Origin of the sequence: Chitinophaga ginsengisegetis, assembly GCF_900168065.1 — a bacterium.
GTDB lineage: Bacteria > Bacteroidota > Bacteroidia > Chitinophagales > Chitinophagaceae > Chitinophaga > Chitinophaga ginsengisegetis.
The window spans coordinates 2,201,464-2,223,397 of the sequence record NZ_FUZZ01000001.1 but is presented as its reverse complement, the minus strand read 5'-3'; the positions used below and the strand labels follow the sequence as shown (position 1 = coordinate 2,223,397).

At 47.0% G+C, this 21,934-nt stretch carries 16 protein-coding genes; 12 read left to right on the top strand and 4 right to left on the bottom strand.

Features of this window, described 5'->3' with window-relative positions:
* Positions 1 to 23: 23 nt before the first annotated feature.
* Entirely contained in the window at positions 24 to 989 is a 966-nt protein-coding gene (locus tag B5Z18_RS08830; protein ID WP_079469000.1) for an ROK family protein, read from the bottom strand.
* The gene (locus B5Z18_RS08825; protein WP_200817217.1) at positions 961 to 2,877 is read right to left on the bottom strand and encodes an MFS transporter; all 1,917 of its coding nucleotides are present in this window, start codon (positions 2,875 to 2,877) and stop codon (positions 961 to 963) included. Before B5Z18_RS08825 ends, B5Z18_RS08830 begins: the two co-directional genes overlap by 29 nt.
* A 197-nt stretch (positions 2,878 to 3,074) precedes the next feature.
* Here B5Z18_RS08825 and B5Z18_RS08820 point away from each other — a divergent pair, with 197 nt between their 5' ends.
* Both B5Z18_RS08820 and galK read left to right on the top strand, forming a co-directional pair.
* Positions 3,075 to 4,397, top strand: a complete 1,323-nt coding sequence (locus B5Z18_RS08820) for a sugar MFS transporter (protein WP_079468999.1) — start codon at positions 3,075 to 3,077, stop codon at positions 4,395 to 4,397.
* Positions 4,398 to 4,506: 109 nt separating this feature from the next.
* Positions 4,507 to 5,652, top strand: a complete 1,146-nt coding sequence (gene galK, locus B5Z18_RS08815) for a galactokinase (RefSeq protein WP_079468998.1) — start codon at positions 4,507 to 4,509, stop codon at positions 5,650 to 5,652.
* Between the two features lie 71 nt (positions 5,653 to 5,723).
* Here the strand turns inward: galK and B5Z18_RS08810 are convergent, their stop codons facing one another.
* The gene (locus tag B5Z18_RS08810; protein ID WP_079468997.1) at positions 5,724 to 7,118 is read right to left on the bottom strand and encodes a Gfo/Idh/MocA family protein; all 1,395 of its coding nucleotides are present in this window, start codon (positions 7,116 to 7,118) and stop codon (positions 5,724 to 5,726) included.
* A gap of 536 nt (positions 7,119 to 7,654) precedes the next feature.
* On the opposite strand from B5Z18_RS08810, the gene B5Z18_RS08805 reads away from it, so the two are divergent.
* The 9 genes from B5Z18_RS08805 to argH all read left to right on the top strand — a co-directional run bounded on the left by B5Z18_RS08805 (position 7,655) and on the right by argH (position 18,746).
* Positions 7,655 to 9,715, top strand: coding sequence for an alpha-L-fucosidase (locus tag B5Z18_RS08805; protein ID WP_079468996.1), 2,061 nt, complete (start codon positions 7,655 to 7,657; stop codon positions 9,713 to 9,715).
* Between the two features lie 574 nt (positions 9,716 to 10,289).
* Entirely contained in the window at positions 10,290 to 11,069 is a 780-nt protein-coding gene (locus B5Z18_RS08800) for a GNAT family N-acetyltransferase (RefSeq protein ID WP_079468995.1), read from the top strand.
* 50 nt (positions 11,070 to 11,119) lie between these two features.
* Complete coding sequence (gene argG / locus B5Z18_RS08795) at positions 11,120 to 12,310, top strand: argininosuccinate synthase (RefSeq protein ID WP_227024651.1); 1,191 nt, start codon at positions 11,120 to 11,122, stop codon at positions 12,308 to 12,310.
* Positions 12,311 to 12,321: 11 nt separating this feature from the next.
* Positions 12,322 to 13,305, top strand: a complete 984-nt coding sequence (gene argC, locus B5Z18_RS08790) for an N-acetyl-gamma-glutamyl-phosphate reductase (protein WP_079468993.1) — start codon at positions 12,322 to 12,324, stop codon at positions 13,303 to 13,305.
* Between the two features lie 31 nt (positions 13,306 to 13,336).
* Complete coding sequence (locus B5Z18_RS08785; protein WP_079468992.1) at positions 13,337 to 14,464, top strand: aspartate aminotransferase family protein; 1,128 nt, start codon at positions 13,337 to 13,339, stop codon at positions 14,462 to 14,464.
* Between the two features lie 72 nt (positions 14,465 to 14,536).
* Positions 14,537 to 15,487 (top strand): N-acetylornithine carbamoyltransferase, encoded by a 951-nt coding sequence (locus B5Z18_RS08780; RefSeq protein ID WP_079468990.1) that lies wholly within the window; start codon positions 14,537 to 14,539, stop codon positions 15,485 to 15,487.
* Between the two features lie 2 nt (positions 15,488 to 15,489).
* Complete coding sequence (gene argB / locus B5Z18_RS08775) at positions 15,490 to 16,278, top strand: acetylglutamate kinase (protein ID WP_079468989.1); 789 nt, start codon at positions 15,490 to 15,492, stop codon at positions 16,276 to 16,278.
* A 3-nt stretch (positions 16,279 to 16,281) separates the two neighbouring features.
* Positions 16,282 to 17,346, top strand: coding sequence for a M20 family metallo-hydrolase (locus B5Z18_RS08770; protein ID WP_079468988.1), 1,065 nt, complete (start codon positions 16,282 to 16,284; stop codon positions 17,344 to 17,346).
* Positions 17,347 to 17,411: 65 nt separating this feature from the next.
* Positions 17,412 to 18,746 carry an argininosuccinate lyase gene (argH, locus tag B5Z18_RS08765; RefSeq protein ID WP_079468987.1) on the top strand — a complete coding sequence of 445 codons (1,335 nt, stop codon included), beginning with the start codon at positions 17,412 to 17,414 and terminating at the stop codon, positions 18,744 to 18,746.
* A 59-nt stretch (positions 18,747 to 18,805) separates the two neighbouring features.
* Here argH and B5Z18_RS08760 read toward each other — a convergent pair whose 3' ends face one another.
* The gene (locus B5Z18_RS08760; RefSeq protein WP_079468986.1) at positions 18,806 to 21,181 is read right to left on the bottom strand and encodes a TonB-dependent receptor; all 2,376 of its coding nucleotides are present in this window, start codon (positions 21,179 to 21,181) and stop codon (positions 18,806 to 18,808) included.
* A gap of 239 nt (positions 21,182 to 21,420) precedes the next feature.
* Between B5Z18_RS08760 and B5Z18_RS08755 the strand changes: the two genes are divergently transcribed.
* The gene (locus B5Z18_RS08755) at positions 21,421 to 21,828 is read left to right on the top strand and encodes a single-stranded DNA-binding protein (protein ID WP_079468985.1); all 408 of its coding nucleotides are present in this window, start codon (positions 21,421 to 21,423) and stop codon (positions 21,826 to 21,828) included.
* The last annotated feature ends 106 nt before the right edge of the window (positions 21,829 to 21,934 follow it).

Genomic DNA, 21,934 nt, shown 5'->3' with positions numbered 1-21,934 from the left:
TACTTTTCTGCTTCCGCTGAAAGCTAGTCTTTCATTTCCCATGCCAGCGCACTGGCGCCCAGAATAGCTGCATCGCTTTCTTTCAGTTCAGAGAACAGCAATTTAACTTTATTCTGGAAAATAGGAAGCAGGTTCTTCTCCATATGCTCCCGTACCGGTTTCATGATGAGGTCTCCGGCTTTGGTTAAGCCGCCGAACAGCACAATGGCTTCCGGGCTGGAGAACATCACGAAATTGGCGAGGGCTGCACCGAGTATCTTACCGGTGAACTCATATACTTCCATCGCCAGGGGATCACCCTTCATGGCGGCTTCGTAGATGAGCTTGGAATTGATCTCTTCTTTGGTATGCTCCCGCATGATGCTGTGCGTATCCGGGCGGGTAGCCAGGAATTCTATGGCAGTATTGGTAACGCCGGTGGCAGAAGCATAGGCTTCCAGCGAACCATGCGCTCCGGTACCGGCATGCAGCCTCCCGTCGGGGATCACAATACAGTGACCCAGTTCGCCGGCAAAACCATCATGACCATAAATCAGTTGCCCGTTGGCCACAATACCGCTTCCCACACCTGTACCCAGGGTGATTACGATAAAGTCTTTCATACCCCTGGCAGCGCCGTAGATCAGTTCACCCAAAGCTGCCGCGTTGGCGTCGTTGGTGAGTACGGTTGGTAAACCGAATTTCTGTTCCAGCAAACTGGCCAGTGGCACTACGCCTTTCCAGCGCAGGTTTGGCGCATATTCTATATTACCGGTATAGTAGTTCCCGTTGGGAGCGCCTACACCAATGCCTTTCATGTTTTCAATGCCGCCTGCCTCGTTAATGAGGATAGACAGGTGTCCATGTAATTCGTCCAGGAAGCCATTTACATCTTCATGCTGATTGGTCAACATCCGACCATCACCAATAATATTACCCCTGCGATCTACAATACCGAATTTGGTGTTAGTACCCCCGATATCAATGCCCACCGCTAACTGCTGACTCATAATCAATTCCTTGAGATTTTAAAATGGTTTTAACTCTAAATGCGAAGAACGCGAGATAAGCAAAGCACAGCGCCGGAATAACATAAGAGGCGTGGATACCAATGCTTGCAATGTCTGCCAGACCGCCCTGTACAGGAGGAATGAGAGAGCCACCGAGGATCATCATTACCAGGAACGCAGAGCCCTGGCCAGTATACTTGCCCAGACCTGCGATTGATAATGCGAAAATGCTTGGCCACATCACAGAGCAGAATAATCCGCCGCTGATAAATGCAAACGTAGCCAGCTGACCGGTGGTAAATAATCCGATCAGAACAGAACCAACACCCAGCAAACCAAAGATGGTAAGGGTTTTGGCAGGTTTGTCCTGGCCGGCAAAGAAGCCAATGATCTGCACCACTATACAGATAGCATATGGATATAAAACACTGATATCATTGCCCTTGATGCTGTTGGCGCCGAGAATAACACCATAAGCTACAAAAGGAACAACTACACAGAGAATATTACGGGTGGTTTTAGATACGTTGAATACGCTGATGGCGCCGGTCCAGCGGCCAATCATCATACTTCCCCAGAACAGGGATACATACGGATCCAGTTCTGATTCTGCCAAACCTTTTACGGTCAGGAAACCAGGATGCTTCAGCAATGCGCCGAGGTTACTGGCAATGGATACTTCCACGCCCACATAAATAAAGATAGCCAGCATACCCAGGATCAGCTGCGGATATTTCATCGCGCCCCAGCCTTCACTGTTGCTGGCAGATGCCATTTTGGTATAAAAGAGGATACCGATAATACCCACAATACCCGCAATGAACATCGGCAACTCAAATTTCAGTATCAGCCCCATGAGGATCAACACAAACATAAATGTGATAGCCAGTAACGACCTGGTAGCTTTGGGAGAAGATTCAAAACCTTCTGTATCCTGACTTTCCGGCATCTTCACAAAAGCAAAAATAGCAGCAGCAACGAGGAACAGTCCGATGAGAAGGAAATATAAAGTATTGATTTTGCTGATATCCGTACTTACTTCGCCACCTTTAATATTACCAAACAGCAACATGCTCACGATAATAGGTCCGATGGTAGTACCAAAGGAGTTAACACCTCCCGCCAGGTTCAGGCGGTGAGTACCTTTGGCAGGATCTCCCAGTAAAATTGCAAATGGATTGGCAGCGGTTTGCTGCAGTGAAAATCCTAAGGCCACTATAAATAAGGCCATGAGGATAAGGGCAAAATATCCAAACGTAACGGTTTGTTTATAGTCAGTATCCAGTACAGTTACTATTTTTTCCAGGTTAGCTTTCGTAAAGGTGGCAGCATACTGTTTATGCTCCTCATCTTTTGTAAAGCCTCCGGAAACTGCGGAAATTAACTGCGGATTTGTGGTGTACTTTTCAGCGGATTCATTACTGCTGATCAGGAGGGAATAGGTATCCGGATTTTTCTCACGGCGGATCTTCACCTGCCTGTCGGAAGTCTGCAACTGTTGTTCTACCTGGAAACCGCTGATGTCAGCAATCGTTTCTTTGATAGGAACAATCTTCTCCTTATTCACACATGGAATCATAATTACCGAGCCAAGCACGGAAATCAGCAACCCGTAAATAATACCCTTCTTGTACCCGATCTTGTTGAGGATGTCCACTTTTCTTGCGGTGGAAGCCAGGTACAGGATCAGCGAACCTATAAAATAGGCACTGTAAAAAGAGAAGTCGATAAGCTGAGACTCCAGCTGGGTGAGGTTAAAGTGAGATTTGCAAAACGGGATAAAGATACTGTTGGATGCAGCCAGAAATCCCCAGAAAAAGAAAACCAGAATAAGCACAAAGAACGAAGGATGGGTGCTTTGTGCGTTTTGTTTTGATTGCTGAATCATAAACGTGTTAAGTTACGGTGAAATTTTGCCGGTTAAATGTATAATTATTTTTTTAAAATTTTTTAAAAAGTCAAAATATTCTTGCAATTTAGTGATTGGGTAAAACGTTTTAGCAAAAATAATTGCGAAATATACAAGAAATATAGGAGAAGTTTAATTATGTTCGTGCTTATCAAAAAAAATAATTCTGACAGCTTATGTCCAACCAAACAGTAACAATGAATGTCCCTCCCAAACAGGCCGGGTATGCGCAATCAATGGCCATTATCGGCATATTGTTTTTCGTATTCGGGTTTGTTACCTGGCTCAATGGAACACTGATCCAGTTTTTCCAGATCGTATGTGAACTGAACGTATCCCAGGCGCTGCTGGTAACTATGGCCTTTTATATGGCCTATTTCTTCCTCTCCATTCCTTCTTCCTTTATCCTGAACAAAACAGGTTTCAAGAACGGGATGGCCTTAGGACTCCTCATCATAGCCATTGGCTCCCTGGTGTTTATACCTGCCGCCAACGCACGCAGCTTCGCTATGTTCCTCACCGGCCTGTTCATCCAGGGCGCCGGATTATCATTGCTGCAAACCGCTTCCAACCCTTACGCCAGTATCATCGGGCCAAAGGAAAGTGCGGCCAAGCGTATCAGTATCCTCGGTATCTGTAATAAAAGTGCAGGCGCCCTGGCACCGCTGATCCTCAGCTCTATTGTACTGAAAGGAGCCGACAAGCTGGAAAAAGATATTGCTGCTGCGGTAGACGCGGTACAGAAAAATGCTTTACTCGATAGCCTGGCCTCCCGCGTAATCGGGCCCTATGTAGCTATCGCCATCATATTAACCATACTGGCGTTTCTCCTGAAACGTTCTTCTTTACCGGAAATTGATACGAATACGGAAGATGCAGCCACCGCTGCAGCTACCACCGGTAAAACGAGCGTATTCCAGTTCCCTCAGCTGGTATTGGGCGTGCTCTGTATCTTTGTTTATGTAGGCGTGGAAGTAATGGCCGGCGACGTGATCGGTCAGTACGGAAAAGCCCTCGGCATGAGTGTGGACGATACCAAGTACTTCACCACCTTTACCCTGATAGCTATGCTGGCAGGTTATGTAATAGGTATTGCTACCATCCCGAAATACCTCTCCGGTAAAAAAGGATTACAGATCTCCGCTATACTGGGCGTACTGTTTACCGTAGCCGCCTATTTCGCTACCGGCTTCTCCGCGGTAACGTTTATCGCTTTACTCGGACTGGCCAATGCGCTCATGTGGCCCGCCATTTTCCCAATGGCTATCGACGGACTGGGCCGCTTCACCAAAATAGGCTCCGCCTTACTGGTAATGGGTATCGCCGGTGGTGGCGTAATCCCGCAGATCTACAGCGGTATGTTTGACCAGCACAGCATGTTCAGCTTCCTCTACAGCAGCAGCATCGATTTCAGACACGCATTCCTGTACTGCATGGTGCCCTGCTACCTGTACATCCTGTTTTATGCCCTGGTAGGCGATAAAGTAGGCAAGAATTAACTACTCCTGATATTTTTTGAAAGGTTGTTCTGATTTTCAGAACAACCTTTTTTTATTCTCAATCATTTTTATATTTTTAGGTGTAAATTTTACGTTTAATAATCTTTTAATGATACAAGAAACCAGGGAGCAGTTTATCCACTTATTTGAAAAAGAGCCACTGATGGTCGTTTCCCCCGGACGCATCAACCTGATCGGTGAACATACAGATTATAATGATGGTTTTGTTTTACCCGCAGCTATCGATAAGAAAATTGTATATGCCATCGCGCTCAACAATACACAGCAATGTAATGTACATGCCGTTTTTACCAATGAAACGGTGTCGTTCAGCCTGGAAGAGGTAAAACCAACTCCCGGATGGATCAACTATCTCATGGGAGTAGTGTATCAACTGCAGGAACGCGGGCTGCCCGTACAGGGCTTCGACTGTGTACTGGCCGGCGATATCCCCGTAGGCGCAGGCATGTCTTCTTCCGCCGCTGTGGAAGGAGGTCTTGTTGCCGCTCTGGATCATATCTTCGCATATGGGCTGGATCGCATGCAAATGGCCCTCATCGGTCAGAAAGCAGAACATACCTTCCCGGGTGTAAAATGCGGCATCATGGACCAGTTTGCAAACCTGCATGGTAAAAAAGACCAGGTAATGCGCCTCGACGGCCGCAGCCTGGAATTTGAATATTTCCCTTTCAATTTCCCCGATTACAAAATAGTACTGTGTAATTCTATGGTTCATCACTCCCTCGCTTCTTCTGAATACAATGTACGCAGGCAGCAGTGCGAGGAAGGTGTTAAGGCCATCCAGGCAAATCACCCCGCCGTGAAATCCCTGCGGGACGCAGATATGAACATGCTCAACGAAGTTCGCGCACAGCTTTCTTCCAAAGTATACGACCGCTGTAATTACGTGATCGCTGAAATACAACGGGTACAGGATGCTACCGCACTGCTGAAAAAAGGCGACCTGCAACAGTTCGGTGAACTGATGTATGCCACCCACGAAGGACTGAGCAAACTCTATGAAGTAAGCTGCCCGGAACTGGACTTCCTCGTATCACTGGCCAGGGAGAGAAAAGAAGTAGCCGGCGCCCGCGTAATGGGCGGAGGTTTTGGCGGTTGTACCATCAACCTCGTAAAAGCGGATAAAGTAGAGGAATATGTATCCTTCATTAAATCCCGCTACCTGGATCAATATGGTAAGGAACCGGAAGTATATGTAACCATTATTGAAGAAGGGGTTTCCATTATCGACTGATAAATAAACGACATAAAGAAAAGGCAGCGGAATTTTCCGCTGCCTTTTTTATTAGCTGACAATGATAATTATTAGTACTGATCGTCCAGTGCGAAGATTGGCTTTCTGTTCATCCAGCGGCCACGGGTGAAGTCCGGAATGAACTGCACGCTGCCGCTTTCTGCTACGGATTGCTCACTCAGCGGAGTGATAGCATACCAGGTAGCCATGTCGTAAACATCCAGCGGATAGGGCGCACCACGTTTGATACACTCGAGGAAAGAGTTGAGTACAAACCAGTCCATACCGCCATGACCCGCGCCTGCAGCATCGTTGGCATACTTTTTCCACAATGGGTGGTCGTATTTGCCAAAGTAGCTGTTGGGGTCTTTAAAGTCGCCGGTCTTTTCCCACTCGTCGTGTTTACTTTTCTTTTCTACGTAAATAGATTCCTGGTCATCCATCCACAAACCATTGGTACCCTGCACACGGAAGTTCAGTGAGTAAGGCCGCGGAGAGTTGGTATCGTGCGACAGCATGATCGTTTCACCATTGTTGGTTTTGATCAGGGTAGACACGATATCGCCCAGTTTGAATTCTACTTTCGCATTTGGATGGTTTTCACCGCCGTTATCCACAATGTATTTATGTAAACCACGGGATTTGGTAGCCACAGATGTCAGCGACAACAAGCGGTTACCACGGTTAATATTGATGTAGTTGTTGACCGGACCCAGGCCGTGCGAAGGATACAGATCACCGTTGCGGTATACAGAGTGGGCAGTTCTCCACTTGGCTTCAGACAGTGCTTTTTCTCCGAATTCCACACCACCGCCGTAATACTGCTTGCCGTTATTAAACTTAACGCCACGAAGGTCGTGCTGGTAACCACCCTGCAGGTGGATCAGCTCACCAAATAAACCCTGGCGTACCATGTTCAGTACGGCCATCACATCCCTGCGGTAACACACGTTTTCCATACCAAATACAGGGATACCGGTTTCTTCACTGGTATTTACCAGTTCCCAGCATTCCTGGATATCTGATGCACCACAAACTTCCACCGCCGGTGTTTTACCTGCTTTCATACAGGCTACCGCCATGATAGAATGCCATTCCCACGGAGTGGCAATGATCACCGCATCAATGTCGTCACGTTTCAGCATGTTGCGGAAATCTTCCGGACCGTTCGTGTATTCAGCTACTTTTCTTTTGCCGCCGTATACCTTTTCGATCATGGCCCGTACCTTTGGGAGGGTGTAGGTGGTATCAGGATCCGCGAAAGCAACAACTTCTGCGTCTTCACGATGGAGACAGAAATTCAGGTGACCGAGTCCGCGGGCGCCAACACCTATCAGACCGATTCTAACTTTTGGTTTCTTTTCGTTGGCAAATAATTTGGCAGAAGAGCCGAGCATAGAAAGTCCTACGCCAGCTGCTACCGTGTTTTTCAGAAAACTTCTGCGATGCAGTGGATTTTTATTCATTGTTCAAAGTTTATCAGCGTATACATTATACGTCTTAGGAGGGACTAAATTTATAAAAATTGATTTATCTAAACCAACCCACCATAGAATAATCTTACATTTTTGTGATAAACGGCGGGTTATCACCACTTATCCTGCCCTCTACAGATGAGGGAAAGCGTATCAAGTCCACCTCAAAGGCATGTCAAAAGCATATCAAGGGGTGGGTTTTTGCAGGCGCCATTTAGGGATAACCCGTAGATAAGCCGTATATGAGCCGTATATAAGCCGTAGATAACCCGTACCTGTAGAGATACGGGTTATCTATGAATCATCACCATCTTTTTTATAGACAGAGTATAATTATACCTGGGCAGATCCCAGGATAGTTTATTGTTCAGGGCTTTTCTTATGATGGTATTTCCCTACGGTTAACTAAACCTTTGGGGCCGGTTTAAGCTAAAATTGAATTAATAATAGGGAATTTGAGATTGAAGGGTTCTGATTATCTGCTATATCTTCGCTCACATCGTAATCCGTAACTTTTATTTCAGGCAATGAAGAAAAACACGTTACTCCTCGCGGGGCTGCTCGGCTTCAATATGGCAATGGCCCAGGAGATCAAACCTTACGGCGCCCTGCCTTCCAAAGCGCAGGTATCCTGGAATGACATGGAATATTACATGTTCATTCATTTTGGACCCAACACCTTCACCAACAAAGAATGGGGACATGGCGATGAAGATCCGAAAGTATTCAATCCTACCCATCTGGATGCCCGTCAGTGGGCGCGTACCGCCAAAGCGGCCGGTATGAAAGGAATTGTGATCACCGCCAAACACCATGATGGCTTCTGCCTCTGGCCCAGCAAATACAGTACCCATACTGTGCGTGAAAGCGCCTGGAAAGATGGTAAAGGCGATGTGCTGGCCGAACTGTCGGCCGCCTGTAAGGAGTACGGTCTGAAGTTTGGCGTGTACCTCTCTCCGTGGGACCGCAACCATCCTGAGTACGGGAAGCCTGGTTATAACCGGGTGTTTGCCAATACACTTAATGAAGTGCTTTCCAGCTACGGTCCCGTATTTGAACAGTGGTTCGATGGCGCCAATGGCGGTAATATCAAGCAGCCGTACGACTGGAACCTGTTCCACAGCGTAGTCTATAAAAATCAGCCCAATGCCGTGATCTTTAGTGATGTGGGACCGGGCTGCCGCTGGGTGGGTAATGAGAACGGTATTGCCGGCACTACCAACTGGAGTACACTGAATGTAAAAGGCTTTGCACCGGGCGCAAATGGTCCGGCTACCAAGTCACTCAATGAAGGTAATGAGGATGGCGAACAATGGATCCCCGCAGAATGCGACGTATCTATCCGGCCAGGATGGTTTTACAGCCCCGAAACAAACGATAAGGTAAAATCTGTGTCCTCGTTGCTCGATATTTACTACGGCTCCGTGGGCCGCAACGGTAACCTGATCCTCAATGTGCCGGTAGACCGGGATGGTCTTATCCATCCGAACGACTCTACCCGCCTGATGGAGCTGCGCCGTGTGCTGGATGCGTCTTTCAAAAACAACCTGGCAAAACGTGCAGTAGTAACTGCCACCAACACCCGCAGCAACAATAAAGCTGTAAAGGTGTCTAACCTGAATGATGGCACCAACACCACTTACTGGGCCACTACCGACGATGCCACCACTACTACCATCACGCTTACCTATAAACAGCCGGTTACCTTTAACAGGCTGGTGCTGCAGGAATACATTGCGCTGGGTCAGCGTGTGAAAGCCTTCAATGTAGAAGTGCTGGAACAGGGCGCCTGGAAGCAGATTGCCAGCGAAACCACCATTGGTCACAAGCGTATTTTGCGTTTGAAGGATTACACCACCACACAGGTGCGTATCAATATCCTGGATGCAAAGGCGGCGCCGGTGATCAGTGAAGTGCAGCTGTATAAAGCGCCGGGGTTACTTACTTTGCCGCAGATTGGCCGTACCGCCGACGGAAAAGTATGGATCCACAGCGAATCCGGCGATCCTGATATTCACTACACCCTGGATGGCAGCGAACCTACTGTGAAGTCGCCGAAGTATATATCTGCAGAAACTACTGTTATCAACCTGCCCCGGGGCGGCGTAGTACGCGCCAAAGCGTTCCTGGATAACGGCAAAACTGCCAGCGAAACAGTTACCACCACCTTTGATATCGCTGCTGCCAAATGGAAAGTAATTTCCCCGGAGGCTGCGGCCAAAGACAATGACCCTGCTAAAGCCATAGATGGCAGCAATACTACTGTTTATGTGGCAGGCAATAAAGGATATCCGCATGAGTTGCAGGTGGATCTGGGCGAAACCCTTTCCCTGAAAGGATTTACGTACACTCCTCCGGTTGGCGAAGGCATCATTTACGGCTACGAGTTTTACACCAGCACCGACGGTAAAAACTGGGGCAGCCCGGTAGCCAGCGGTCAGTTTGCCAATATCAAAAACAACCCGGTGCAGCAAACGGTGGCTTTCAAAAAGACCAGCGCCCGCTACATCCGCTTTGTGGCTACTTCGCCGGCAGATGAAAAGCAGCCGCAGGCGGCCATTGCCGAGTTAGGCGTGATTACCCGCTGAGAGCGAAGTTTGTCTTTCTCAGGATTCGGCTGATTATACTGATTACTTTGATTTTACTTTTTGGATTTTAAATGATTTGGGGAGATAGAAATGGATGTTCCATTTTTATCTCCCCAATTTTCTTTAAAATCAGCATAATTGGCTAATTATCAGCATAAAAATCACAATATATAATTAACCAAATCAGCTCAATCAGTGTAATCCCGGGAAAGACAACATCCGCGTTTGTTAAAATTCTTCTCAACTCAAAAAAAATTCGACTATTTAAAAGGATATTGTTATAACTTTGCCGATAATCTAAACTAAAGACAATATTTATAACAATTTAACGCTGAACTGAAGTTGGAAAAAACCGCAACTCATACCAACATTTCTGCATATCATCCCGCTTTAACCGAGGGGGTATATTCTGTTGGGTTCAATGTCTTTAGATTTCTTTCCCGACGACCTAGAATTTGATAGCGCTTGTCTGAATATGGCCGCTATCGCACCGTGATTCCCCAATCCTCCGGTGAACCTTTCCAGCAATGGAATTTCAAGTTAGTTTATTGATTCACGATTTCAATTTAAAAAGTTGGAAAATCAACATATCATCGTTAGGGTAGCCACTCCTGACGATATTCACTATTCAAATACCATCACAGACGAGATGGAATCATCTGCAAAAGCAAGAGGAACCGGCATTGCGAAGCGTTCCCCTGACTATGTAGAGCTGAAAATGAACGAAGGCAAAGCGGTAATTGCTGTTACCGATAAGGGCGAATGGGTAGGCTTCTGCTATATTGAAGCCTGGGGTCATGAGAAATTTGTGGCGAATTCGGGTCTGATCGTTAATCCCGCCTTCAGAGGCCACGGTGTGGCTAAATCGATCAAAAAGAGAATATTCGAACTGTCGAGAGAGAAATACCCGGATGCCAAGATCTTCGGTTTAACCACCGGCCTCGCAGTAATGAAAATCAACTCCGAACTCGGATACGAGCCGGTAACCTATTCTGAACTCACCGATGATGAAGAGTTCTGGAAAGGCTGCAGAAGCTGCGTGAACTTTGATATCCTCACTGCTAAAGAAAGGAAGAACTGCCTGTGCACGGCCATGCTGTACAACCCGCTGGAAAAACTGAAGGAAGCAGAAGAAAAAGCAATGGCCGACAAAGCGCCGGTTCCTGAACCACAACCGCAGCCACAATTATCCGTGAGCGCCAGCGGTCACATGCACCACGCCAGACGCCGCCGCAGATTTAAAGGAAACATAAAGCTCTACGAGCGATGGTTACGTTTTAAAAGATTTGTTTTGCTGAAAAGCAAAAAAGAAGGTGGCGCCACCGGATCTAAAAAGAAATTTTTCCTGTTCTGACTACAGGATCATCAATATTGTTATCTGGATTTATAAAAAAAGATGTCATAATGAAAAAAGTAGTACTGGGATTTAGCGGAGGACTTGATACTTCCTATTGCGTTAAATATCTGACCGAAGAAAAAGGATATGAAGTGCATTCAGTGATTGTAAACACTGGCGGTTTTTCTGAAGAAGAACTGCAGGAAATAGAAAAGCGCGCTTACAGCCTGGGCGTTAAAAGTCATAAAACTGTTAATGCAATACGTTCTTATTATGATGGTGTGATCAAATACCTCATCTTCGGTAATGTACTGAAAAATAATACCTACCCACTGAGCGTAAGTGCAGAGCGCATGAGCCAGGCACTGGCCATCGCGGAATATGTGAAGGAAGTAGGAGCCGACGCAGTAGCGCACGGCAGCACCGGCGCCGGTAACGACCAGGTGCGTTTTGATATGGTGTTCCATATCATGATCCCCGGCGTGGAAATCATTACCCCGATCCGTGATCTGAAACTGAGCCGCGAAGAAGAGATCTCCTACCTCAGATCCAAAGGAGTAGAAGTGAACTTTGAAAAAGCCATGTACTCTATCAACAAAGGTATGTGGGGAACTTCTGTTGGCGGAAAAGAAACACTCACCTCCAACGGTATGCTGCCTGAAGCGGCATGGCCTACCCAGCTCACAAAGCAGGGAGAAGAGCAGGTGAAATTAACTTTTGAAAAAGGTGAGCTTACTGGTGTGAACGACAAAACTTTTGGTCATCCATCTGAAGCTATTCAATATTTACAAACCATCGCCGGTCCTTTTGCCATTGGCCGCGATATCCACGTAGGCGATACCATCATCGGTATCAAAGGACGTGTAGGATTTGAAGCCGCTGCGCCGATGGTGATCATCAAAGCGCACCACGCACTGGAAAAACATGTGTTAACAAAATGGCAGCTGAGCTGGAAAGATCAACTGGCCCAGTTTTATGGTAACTACATGCATGAAGGCCAGATCATGGACCCGGTTATGCGCGACATCGAAGCCTTCCTGCAAAACACCCAGGAAAATGTTTCCGGCGAAGTATTTGTTACCCTTATGCCTTACCGTTTCCAGGTTACCGGTATCAACTCCCCTTACGACCTGATGAGCAGCAAGTTTGGTAAATACGGTGAAATGAACACCGGCTGGAGCGGAGATGACGTAAGAGGATTCAGCAAAATTTTTGGTAACCAGACAATGATCTGGCACCAGGTTAAAAATTCTATCTAAATCAGCAGGCAATGGCAAATGATAAAAAGATAAGAGCAGGAATTGTAGGCGGGGCAGGTTATACAGGCGGTGAAATGATCCGGCTTTTACTGAATCACCCGGATGTTACTATTTCGTTTGTACATAGCCGTAGTAATGCTGGCAATCCTTTGTACGCAGTACACGCAGATCTGTTAGGAGAAACAGAACAACTGTTCACCGGCGATCTGAGCAACGATATTGATGTGATGTTTCTTTGCCTGGGCCACGGCGAATCTAAAAAGTTCCTCGAAGCAAATGAGGTAGCTGCCCATGTAAAAGTGATTGACCTGAGCCAGGATTTTCGTTTAGGCGAAACCGTAAAGGACCGCGCTTTTGTATACGGTTTACCGGAAATGCAACGCGACCTGATAAAAACTGCGCAGAACATTGCCAATCCCGGCTGCTTTGCTACCGGTATCCAGCTGGGCCTGTTACCACTGGCAAAGGCGGGGCTGCTCACAGAAGTACATACCACCGGTATCACCGGTTCCACCGGGGCGGGACAAAGCTTACAGGCTACCTCGCATTTTACCTGGAGGGCCAATAATATTTCCACCTATAAAGTGCTGAATCATCAACACCTGAAAGAAATACGACGAAGCCTGCAGCTGTTGCAGCCAGGCTTCAATGGTGAGGTGAATTTTGTTCCCGTACGCGGCGATTATCCAAGAGGAATCTGGGTAACCTCGTACCTGCAAACCGACTTATCGCTGGAAGACGCTGTGAAGCTGTATAAAGACTTTTACGCCGGTCATCCGTTTACACATGTAAGCGATAAACAGATCGATCTGAAGCAGGTAGTGAACACCAACAAGTGTTTGATTCAACTGGAAAAAACCGGTAACAAACTGGTGATCCATTCCATTGAAGACAACCTGCTGAAAGGCGCTTCCGGTCAGGCAGTGCAAAACATGAACCTGATGTGCGGACTGGATGAAACGGCAGGACTGAAACTGAAGTCCATCGTGTTCTAAGTGTTTTTATCATTTTCAATTTATTGCCAACATGAAACTGTTCGACGTATATCCCGTTAACGATATCATTATAGAAAAAGCCCAGGACTCCCACGTTTGGGACAACAAGGGCACACAATACCTGGACCTGTATGGCGGGCATGCAGTGATCTCTATTGGTCACACGCATCCACATTATGTAAAGCGCCTTACAGACCAGTTGCATAAAGTAGGCTTTTATTCCAATTCTGTAAAGATGCCTTTACAGGAAGAGCTGGCGGCCTTGCTGGGCAAGGTTTCCGGTAAGGAAGACTATCAGCTGTTCCTGTGCAACTCCGGTGCGGAAGCCAATGAAAATGCACTGAAGCTGGCCTCTTTTTACAACGGTAAAAAGAAAGTCATTGCCTTTAAGAAAGCATTTCACGGCAGAACTTCCCTGGCAGTAGCGGCTACCGACAATCCGAAGATTGTAGCGCCGGTAAATGAAACAGATAACGTGGTATTTTTACCCTGGGAAGATGAAGCTGCACTGGAACAGGCTTTCCAGCAGTATGAAGTATCTTCTGTGATCATTGAAGGTATCCAGGGTGTAGGTGGTATCAACGTAGCCAGCGAATCTTTCCTGCGGAAGATCAGGAGCCTGTGTGACGCGCACAACGCCGTGTTCATTGCAGACTCCGTACAGTGTGGATATGGCCGCAGCGGTAAATTCTACTCGCACGATTTTGCGGGTGTAAACGCGGATATCTACAGCATGGCGAAAGGAATGGGAAATGGTTTCCCGATCGGCGCCATCATCATTGCACCTAAATTCCATGCGGTGTATGGTATGCTGGGCACTACCTTTGGTGGTAATCACCTCGCCTGCGCAGCAGCCCTGGCAGTACTGGAAACCGTACAGGCGGAAAAACTGATGGACAACGCAGCTACGGTAGGTAACTATCTTATGGAACAGCTGCGCACATTTGATAAGGTGAAAGAAGTAAGAGGCCGTGGTTTGATGATCGGTATAGATCTCCCGGAAGAATTATCACACGTGAGAAAAGAACTGCTGCATACCCATAAGATCTTCACCGGTGAAGCAAAACCAAACGTGATCCGTTTGCTTCCTTCCCTGGCGCTTACACAGGCCCACGCAGATCAGTTCCTGGAAGCATTCGGAAAAGCATTAAATAAATAAGTAAACAACCATGTACGGCAGGCAGTGTGCCTTTAACATCTTTCCACTGCCTGTTTAAAGCCTATAAGCGAAATGAAACAATTTATTTCTACAGCAGATGTTCCCAGTGTCCCGCGGTTAGTGGACATTGCGCTGAACTACAAGAAAGATCCTTTCAGGGATAAGGAATTAGGTAAGAACAAAACAGTGGGAATGATATTCCTGAATCCCAGTTTGCGAACACGTTTAAGTACACAGATCGCTGCAAAGAACCTGGGTATGGAACCGATCGTATTTAACATCGATAAGGAAGGATGGGCGCTGGAAATGAATGATGGCGTGGTGATGAATGGAAACACCACCGAACACGTGAAAGAAGCGGCGGCAGTAATGGGACAGTACTTCGATATACTGGCCATCCGTACTTTTCCGGGGTTGAAAAATAAAGAAGAAGATTATACAGAGAAATATATTAACCAGTTCATTAAGTATGCCGGTGTGCCGGTAGTAAGCCTCGAAAGCGCTACGCTGCACCCTTTACAGAGTTTAACAGATGTAATTACCATCAAGGAAAACTGGCAGCAAGCCCGTAAACCTAAAGTGGTAATGACCTGGGCGCCTCACGTAAAAGCGCTGCCACAGGCTGTTCCCAACTCCTTTGCACAATGGATGAACGCATGGGGCGAAGCAGATTTTGTGATCACCCATCCGGAAGGCTACGAACTGGATGAGAAATTTTCCGGTAATGCACAGATTGAATACGATCAGGATAAAGCCTTGCAGGACGCGGATTTTGTATATGTGAAAAACTGGTCTTCCTACAAAGACTATGGCAAAATTACCTGTACAGATCCTTCCTGGATGTTTACCAACGAAAAACTCAAACTCACCAATGCTGCCAAAGTAATGCACTGCCTGCCGGTAAGAAGGAATGTAGTGATTGCAGATGAAGTACTGGACGGTCCGCAATCCATCGTTATCCGGGAAGCCGGTAACCGGGTATGGGCAGCCCAGGCAGTGTTGAGTGAAATACTGAAAGGATAATTATGATCGACTTATTTATTATCAAAGTAGGCGGAAACGTAATCGATAACCCGGAATTGCTGCAAACCTTCCTGGAGAAGTTTGCAGCAATTCCCGGTAAAAAGATCCTGATACACGGCGGCGGCAAAATTGCTACCCGTATCGGTGATAAGCTGGGTATTGAATCGAAATACGTAGACGGCAGACGGATCACCGATGCAGACACTATCGACGTGGTAACAATGGTATACGGTGGTTTGGTAAACAAACAGCTGGTAGCCAAATTACAGGCCAATGGCTGTAATGCCATCGGTTTAACCGGTGCAGACGCTAACATCATTCCTGCGGTAAAAAGACCGGTAAAGGAAATCGACTATGGTTTTGTAGGAGATATACGTACGGAGATCCTGCATACCGGTCCGCTGAAAGCATTGCTGGATACCGGTATTACGCCGGTGTTTGCCCCGCTTACGCATGATGGTAATGGCCAGATCCTGAATACCAATGCAGATACCATTGCCTCTTCGCTGGCTATTGCGTTATCGCAACATTACAGCGTACGGCTGATTTACTGCTTTGAAAAGAAAGGGGTGTTGCGTGATCCTGCAGATGATGAATCCGTTATTAATCTCATCAACAAAGAAATTTACCAGCAACTGCTGGAAGAAAAAATACTGACAGACGGGATATTGCCTAAACTGCAAAATGCTTTCGGGGCAATTGACAATGGTGTAAAAGAAGTGCTGATAGGGCATGCAGACGATGTTCTGAGCAATACAACCCCGAAAGTGGCAGGCACTCTAATATGCTAACCTATGTGGAACGAAAAACTATATGATGTGGCGGTGGCCCTGCTCAAACAGATGATCGCCACCCCTTCATTAAGCCGCGAAGAAGACGGCACCGCGCAACTGATCAGTGAGTTCCTGACGGCAATGGATATTCCGCATGAGCGGCATCTCAATAATATCTGGGCCCTCAATAAACATTACGATCCCTCCAAACGTAATATACTCCTGAACTCCCATCATGATACCGTAAAACCCAATCCACAATATACCCGCGATCCTTTTAGTCCGGATGTGGAAGACGGAAAGCTCTACGGCCTCGGTAGCAATGATGCCGGCGGTTGCCTGGTTAGCCTGATTGCGACGTTCCTGCATTTTTATCATCGCAGTGACCTGAGCTACAATATCATCCTCACAGCCACCGCAGAAGAGGAGATCAGTGGCGCCAACGGGATAGAAAGTATCCTGCCGAAACTGCCCGCTATTGAGTTTGCTATTGTGGGAGAACCCACTTTAACACAACTGGCCATCGCCGAAAAAGGACTGATGGTACTGGATTGCACCAGCTACGGCAAAGCAGGGCACGCCGCCAGGGAAGAAGGAGAAAATGCGTTGTATAAAGCATTGCCTGATTTGAACTGGTTCAAAGATTTCCGTTTCCCGAAAGTATCGGAAACACTAGGCCCCGTGAAGATGAGCGTCACCGTGATCAATACCTCCAATAAAGCGCATAACGTAGTACCGGCCGACTGCACCTTTGTAGTGGATGTACGGGCTACCGATCAATATACACTGGAAGAACTGCTGGAAATGATCCGGGCCAATGTATCCTGCGAAGTAAAGCCACGGTCCATGAGAATGCGGCCTTCCTTTATTCCTATGGAACATCCGTTTGTACAGGCAGGCATAAGTGTGGGTAAAACCTGCTACGGATCGCCTACCACGTCCGACCAGGCGCTGATCCCGGCCACCTCTGTGAAAATGGGTCCCGGCGATTCTGCCCGCTCACATACCGCAGATGAATATATTCACCTGCATGAAATCAAAGATGGTATCCAGAGCTATATCCAGTTACTGGAAATGATCCAGTAGTGTATCTTTGGTAAATATGATTTTTAATTTCACGCTTTAACACCGCGTGGAAAAACTATAGTATTATGAAATTGTGGCAAAAAGATAAAGCCTCCTTAGCAGCGGTGGAAACATTCACCGTAGGAAAAGACCGTGAAATGGACGCCTTCCTGGCGCCGTTTGATGTGCTGGGTTCTATGGCACATATCACCATGCTGCAAAGTATAGGATTGCTGGAAGCAGAAGAACTCACGATATTAAAACAGGAACTCAAAAATATCTACCAGGAAATTCAATCCGGTGATTTTAAACTGGAAGAAGGAGTGGAAGATATCCACTCGCAGGTAGAACTGTTGCTGACCCGCCGTTTGGGCGAAGTAGGCAAGAAGATCCATAGTGGCCGTTCCCGCAACGACCAGGTTTTGGTGGATCTGAAGCTATTCCTGCGTCATGAACTGCAAACCATGACCGAGGAAGTGCTTGCGTTGTTCCACCTGTTACAGCAAAAAAGTGAAGCATACAAAGCACACCTGATACCGGGTTACACCCACCTGCAAATTGCCATGCCTTCTTCCTTCGGACTATGGTTTGGCGCTTATGCCGAAAGCCTCGTAGACGACCTCACCATGTTACAGGGCGCTTATAAAGTAGTGAACAAAAACCCGCTCGGCTCCGCAGCCGGTTACGGATCTTCGTTCCCCCTTGACCGTGAGCTTACCACCGCTTTGCTGGGTTTTGATGCGCTCAACTACAACGTAGTATACGCACAGATGGGACGCGGTAAAACGGAAAAAATAGTAGCTTTTGCACTGGCCGGCATCGCAGCTACCATTGCTAAAATGGCAATGGATGCATGTTTGTTCATGAACCAGAACTTCGGCTTTATCAGCTTTCCGGATGAACTCACCACCGGCTCCAGCATTATGCCGCATAAAAAGAACCCGGATGTATGGGAACTGATCCGCTCTCATGGCAACAAACTCCAGGCATTGCCCAATGAAATTGCCATGATGACCACCAACCTGCCTTCCGGCTACCACCGCGATTTGCAGCTGCTGAAAGAAAATTTATTCCCTGCTTTCCAAACGCTGAAAGACTGTATCCGCATGAGCCGCCTGATGCTGGAAAATGTACGCATAAAGGAAAACATTCTGGATGATGATAAGTACCAATACCTGTTCAGTGTAGAAGTGGTAAACAACCTGGTGTTACAGGGTACGCCGTTCCGTGAAGCCTATAAGAAAGTAGGCATGGACATTGAAAACGGTACCTTCTCTCCTGATAAAGCCGTGAAGCATACCCATGCAGGCAGCATCGGCAATTTAGGAACGCAACAGATTGCCGCGCAAATGGATGCGGTGATAAAAGGTTTCCCTTTTGAATCGGTAGATAAAGCGATAGAGAAATTACTAAATAGTTGATAAGATACAGGCATAAAAAAAGCGAGGTGATTACCTCGCTTTTTTTATGCCTGTATCTTTTAGAATCCTATAGTCACTCCGGCAAAGAAATTAATCCCTGCCATCGGGTAATAATAATTGTCGTACACCACGCGGTTGCTGGCCTGATCGTAGCTGCTGTAGGTACTTCCGTTGGGTTCATACTTCACGTTGAAAATATTGTTCAGCATGAATTGCAGTCCTAGTTCACGGAATAACGGTTGCGGCACTACGTAGTTGATACGCAGGTTGTTTACAAAGTAGGCATCCAGGCTGCCAGCTACATTAGAGGTGTTATCCATATACTGGCGGCTTACATATTTACCCAGTACATCGATGTTGAGATTCTTCACCGGTTTCACGGTTAACGTTAACCCACCTACGAAAGAAGGAGAGAACGAGATATCTGTTTTGTTGAACACCTGTGTATGCGGCGTATAGCCGGCATCGTAAGTAATGGCATGATAGTCCAGTACTTTGTTCTGGCTCAAGGCTGCATTGGCGGCTACGCTCATGAGGCTGCCCAGTTTTACATTTCCATTTACTTCAATACCCATGCGGTAGCTTTTGGGAATGTTGGTGCGGATGTATGCGCCAACATCGTTGAGCATACCTGTTTGCACCAGCTGGTTTTTATAGTTCATGTAATAAACGTTCGCCTGGATAGCAGCGATGTTGTTGTTCCATGAATAGCCGGCTTCCACATCGCGGAGTACTTCCGGTTTGGGGGTTGCTGCGCCGAAGTTGTTTTCAAAATCAACACGGTTAGGCTCTTTGTGCGCAATAGCCACCGAAGCGAATACACGGTTGGTAGGGTTAATGTTGTACGAGATCCCTGCTTTCGGATTAAAGAAATTATAATTCACGTGTGCCATGTATGTAGGTGCAGCTTCAAAGCCATCCATGTTGTAGATGATGTTGCGGTACTGCATATCTGCAAAAATGCTCAGTGCAGATGTGAGTTTATATTCTCCTTTCCAGTAAACATTGAAATCGTTTTTGGCGGCGGGATATTTATAATATTCATGGTCTTTACCGATGCCTGTTTGCGCCCAGATGATTTTGCCATAATGATCGCCGGTATAGCGGTTCCAGCCGCCGCCCAGGCTCCAGTTGAATTTGTTGCCGGTGCGGTTTACGGAAAATACGGAACCATAGAAGTAGTTATCCAGCCACAGCTGCCGGACAAGGTCGGTGGTATCTACCTGTTTGCCGTTGATCACTGGTCCTGTCAATCCGTATTCCGAGAAGGCTTGCTGCGCTTTATATTGTTCGTAGTAGCCGCGTCCGCGGGTAAGGTGGAAGGCTACGTTAAAGTTGAGATGTGAATTTATTTCCTGGTTCAGGAATAGCTGGTAATGATCCTGTTGATAGTTATCCGTTTCATTATCGTAGGGAGTGCCTGGTTTATCGGTACCGGCAGAATTGTAGGTGCGGTCTGTTTCCAGGAGTGCCTGTGGTACGCCATTCCATGCCTGGTATGTTTTTTCTTTTCCGGAGAAGACATTGAGCCTGATGGCTGTTTTGGCAGAAACATAGGCGGCGGAAGTATAGAAAGAACGCAGATCGGAAGTGGCGCGGTCGATATACCCGTCTGATGATATTTTGGAGAGGCGTGCATCAATGGTGAAGTGATCGTTGATGAGGCCGGAACCTGCTTTCACCGTGTGTTTCCAGCTATTGAAAGAACCGTAGCTGTTGCTGATTTCGCCGTATGCTTTTTCATTGAATTCGTTGGTGCTGAGGTTCAGCGTGGCGCCAAAAGCGGCGGCGCCGTTGGTAGAGGTACCTACGCCGCGTTGCAGCTGAACGCTGCTAACGGAAGAGGCAAAGTCGGGCATGTTTACAAAAAATGTTCCCTGCGATTCTGCATCGTTTACCGGGATACCATTTACCGTAACGTTGATACGGGTGATATCGGACCCGCGTACACGCATGCCGGTGTAGCCGATACCGGTACCCGCGTCTGAGTTGGTTACCACGCCGGGCTGCTGATCCAGCAGTATGGGCAGATCCTGGCCGAGGTTTTGTTTTTTAATATCCGCCGCTGTTAAAGTGGTGTTTACGAAAGGCGAATTTTTACCGGCGCGTAAGCTGCTGATCTCCACCGGCTTTACAAACAGTGCGGTTGTTTCCAGTGCGATGTCCGTCAGTTGCGTGGTATTATTCGCCGTGATGGTAGTAGTAAATGTTTTGAAGCCGATGTAGCTGGCGGTTAAGGGATAGTTTCCTTTTTTAGGAAGATGAATACTGTAGTGGCCTCTGCTGTCGGTAACAGCGCCGGTTTGGTTGACGGAGATGGTAACACCCTCCAGTGGCTGGCCGCTGGCTTTACTGGTAACGGTACCGGTAACCAGGGATTGTGCATGTAAAGCGCCTGCTATAGATAGCAGCACTAATAACATTAGCTGTTTCATTTTAAGTATGTCTGTTTTCTGTTAGTTCATTCCTAACCAGCATTACCTGGTCCAGGTTCATTGGGTGTGATCTCAGCCTGAAAGTAAGGCACCCCATGTGTTGTGTTAATGCAAAGGTATACTTGTATCTATAATAAATCAGAAATTATTTTTTGGGAGAAGGAAAAAGGCGTAATTTTCAGAGATACTTCTCTCAGTCATCTTTTATAAATTTTTAATCATTTAAATCTTTATTTCTGATGATGAAACTTCAGTTTATCGGGCATCTTGGCCGCGATGTAGTGAAAAAAGAAGTCAACGGCGCCACTGTTTTCAATTTTCCGGTAGCGGTAAATGAGCGTTTTAAAAACGCGCAGGGCATACTGGAAGAAAGAACCACCTGGGTGGATTGCTCGCTCTGGGACAAGGCCAATGTAGCTCCTTATTTAACGCAGGGTGTAATGGTGTACGTAGAAGGCGCTCCAAAACTGGAGGCTTATGTGAGTACTGCTACCGGTGCGTTATGCGGGGCCATCAGGCTCCGGGTGTTTTCGCTGCAGTTACTCAGCCGTAAGGATGAGGAAAAGCGGAAGACACCGGTTGCTGAAATGACCGTACCCGAGGCAGAGCCCGTTCAGGAGCAGCCCGCTGACGATCTTCCATTCTAACAATGTATGAAGCATTCCAATATGAAAGCCAACCAGTTACGGTTGGCTTTTTGTGTTTCTTTTAAAAAAGATTTGGAGTGGATTGAAATATTTGTATCTTTGCACC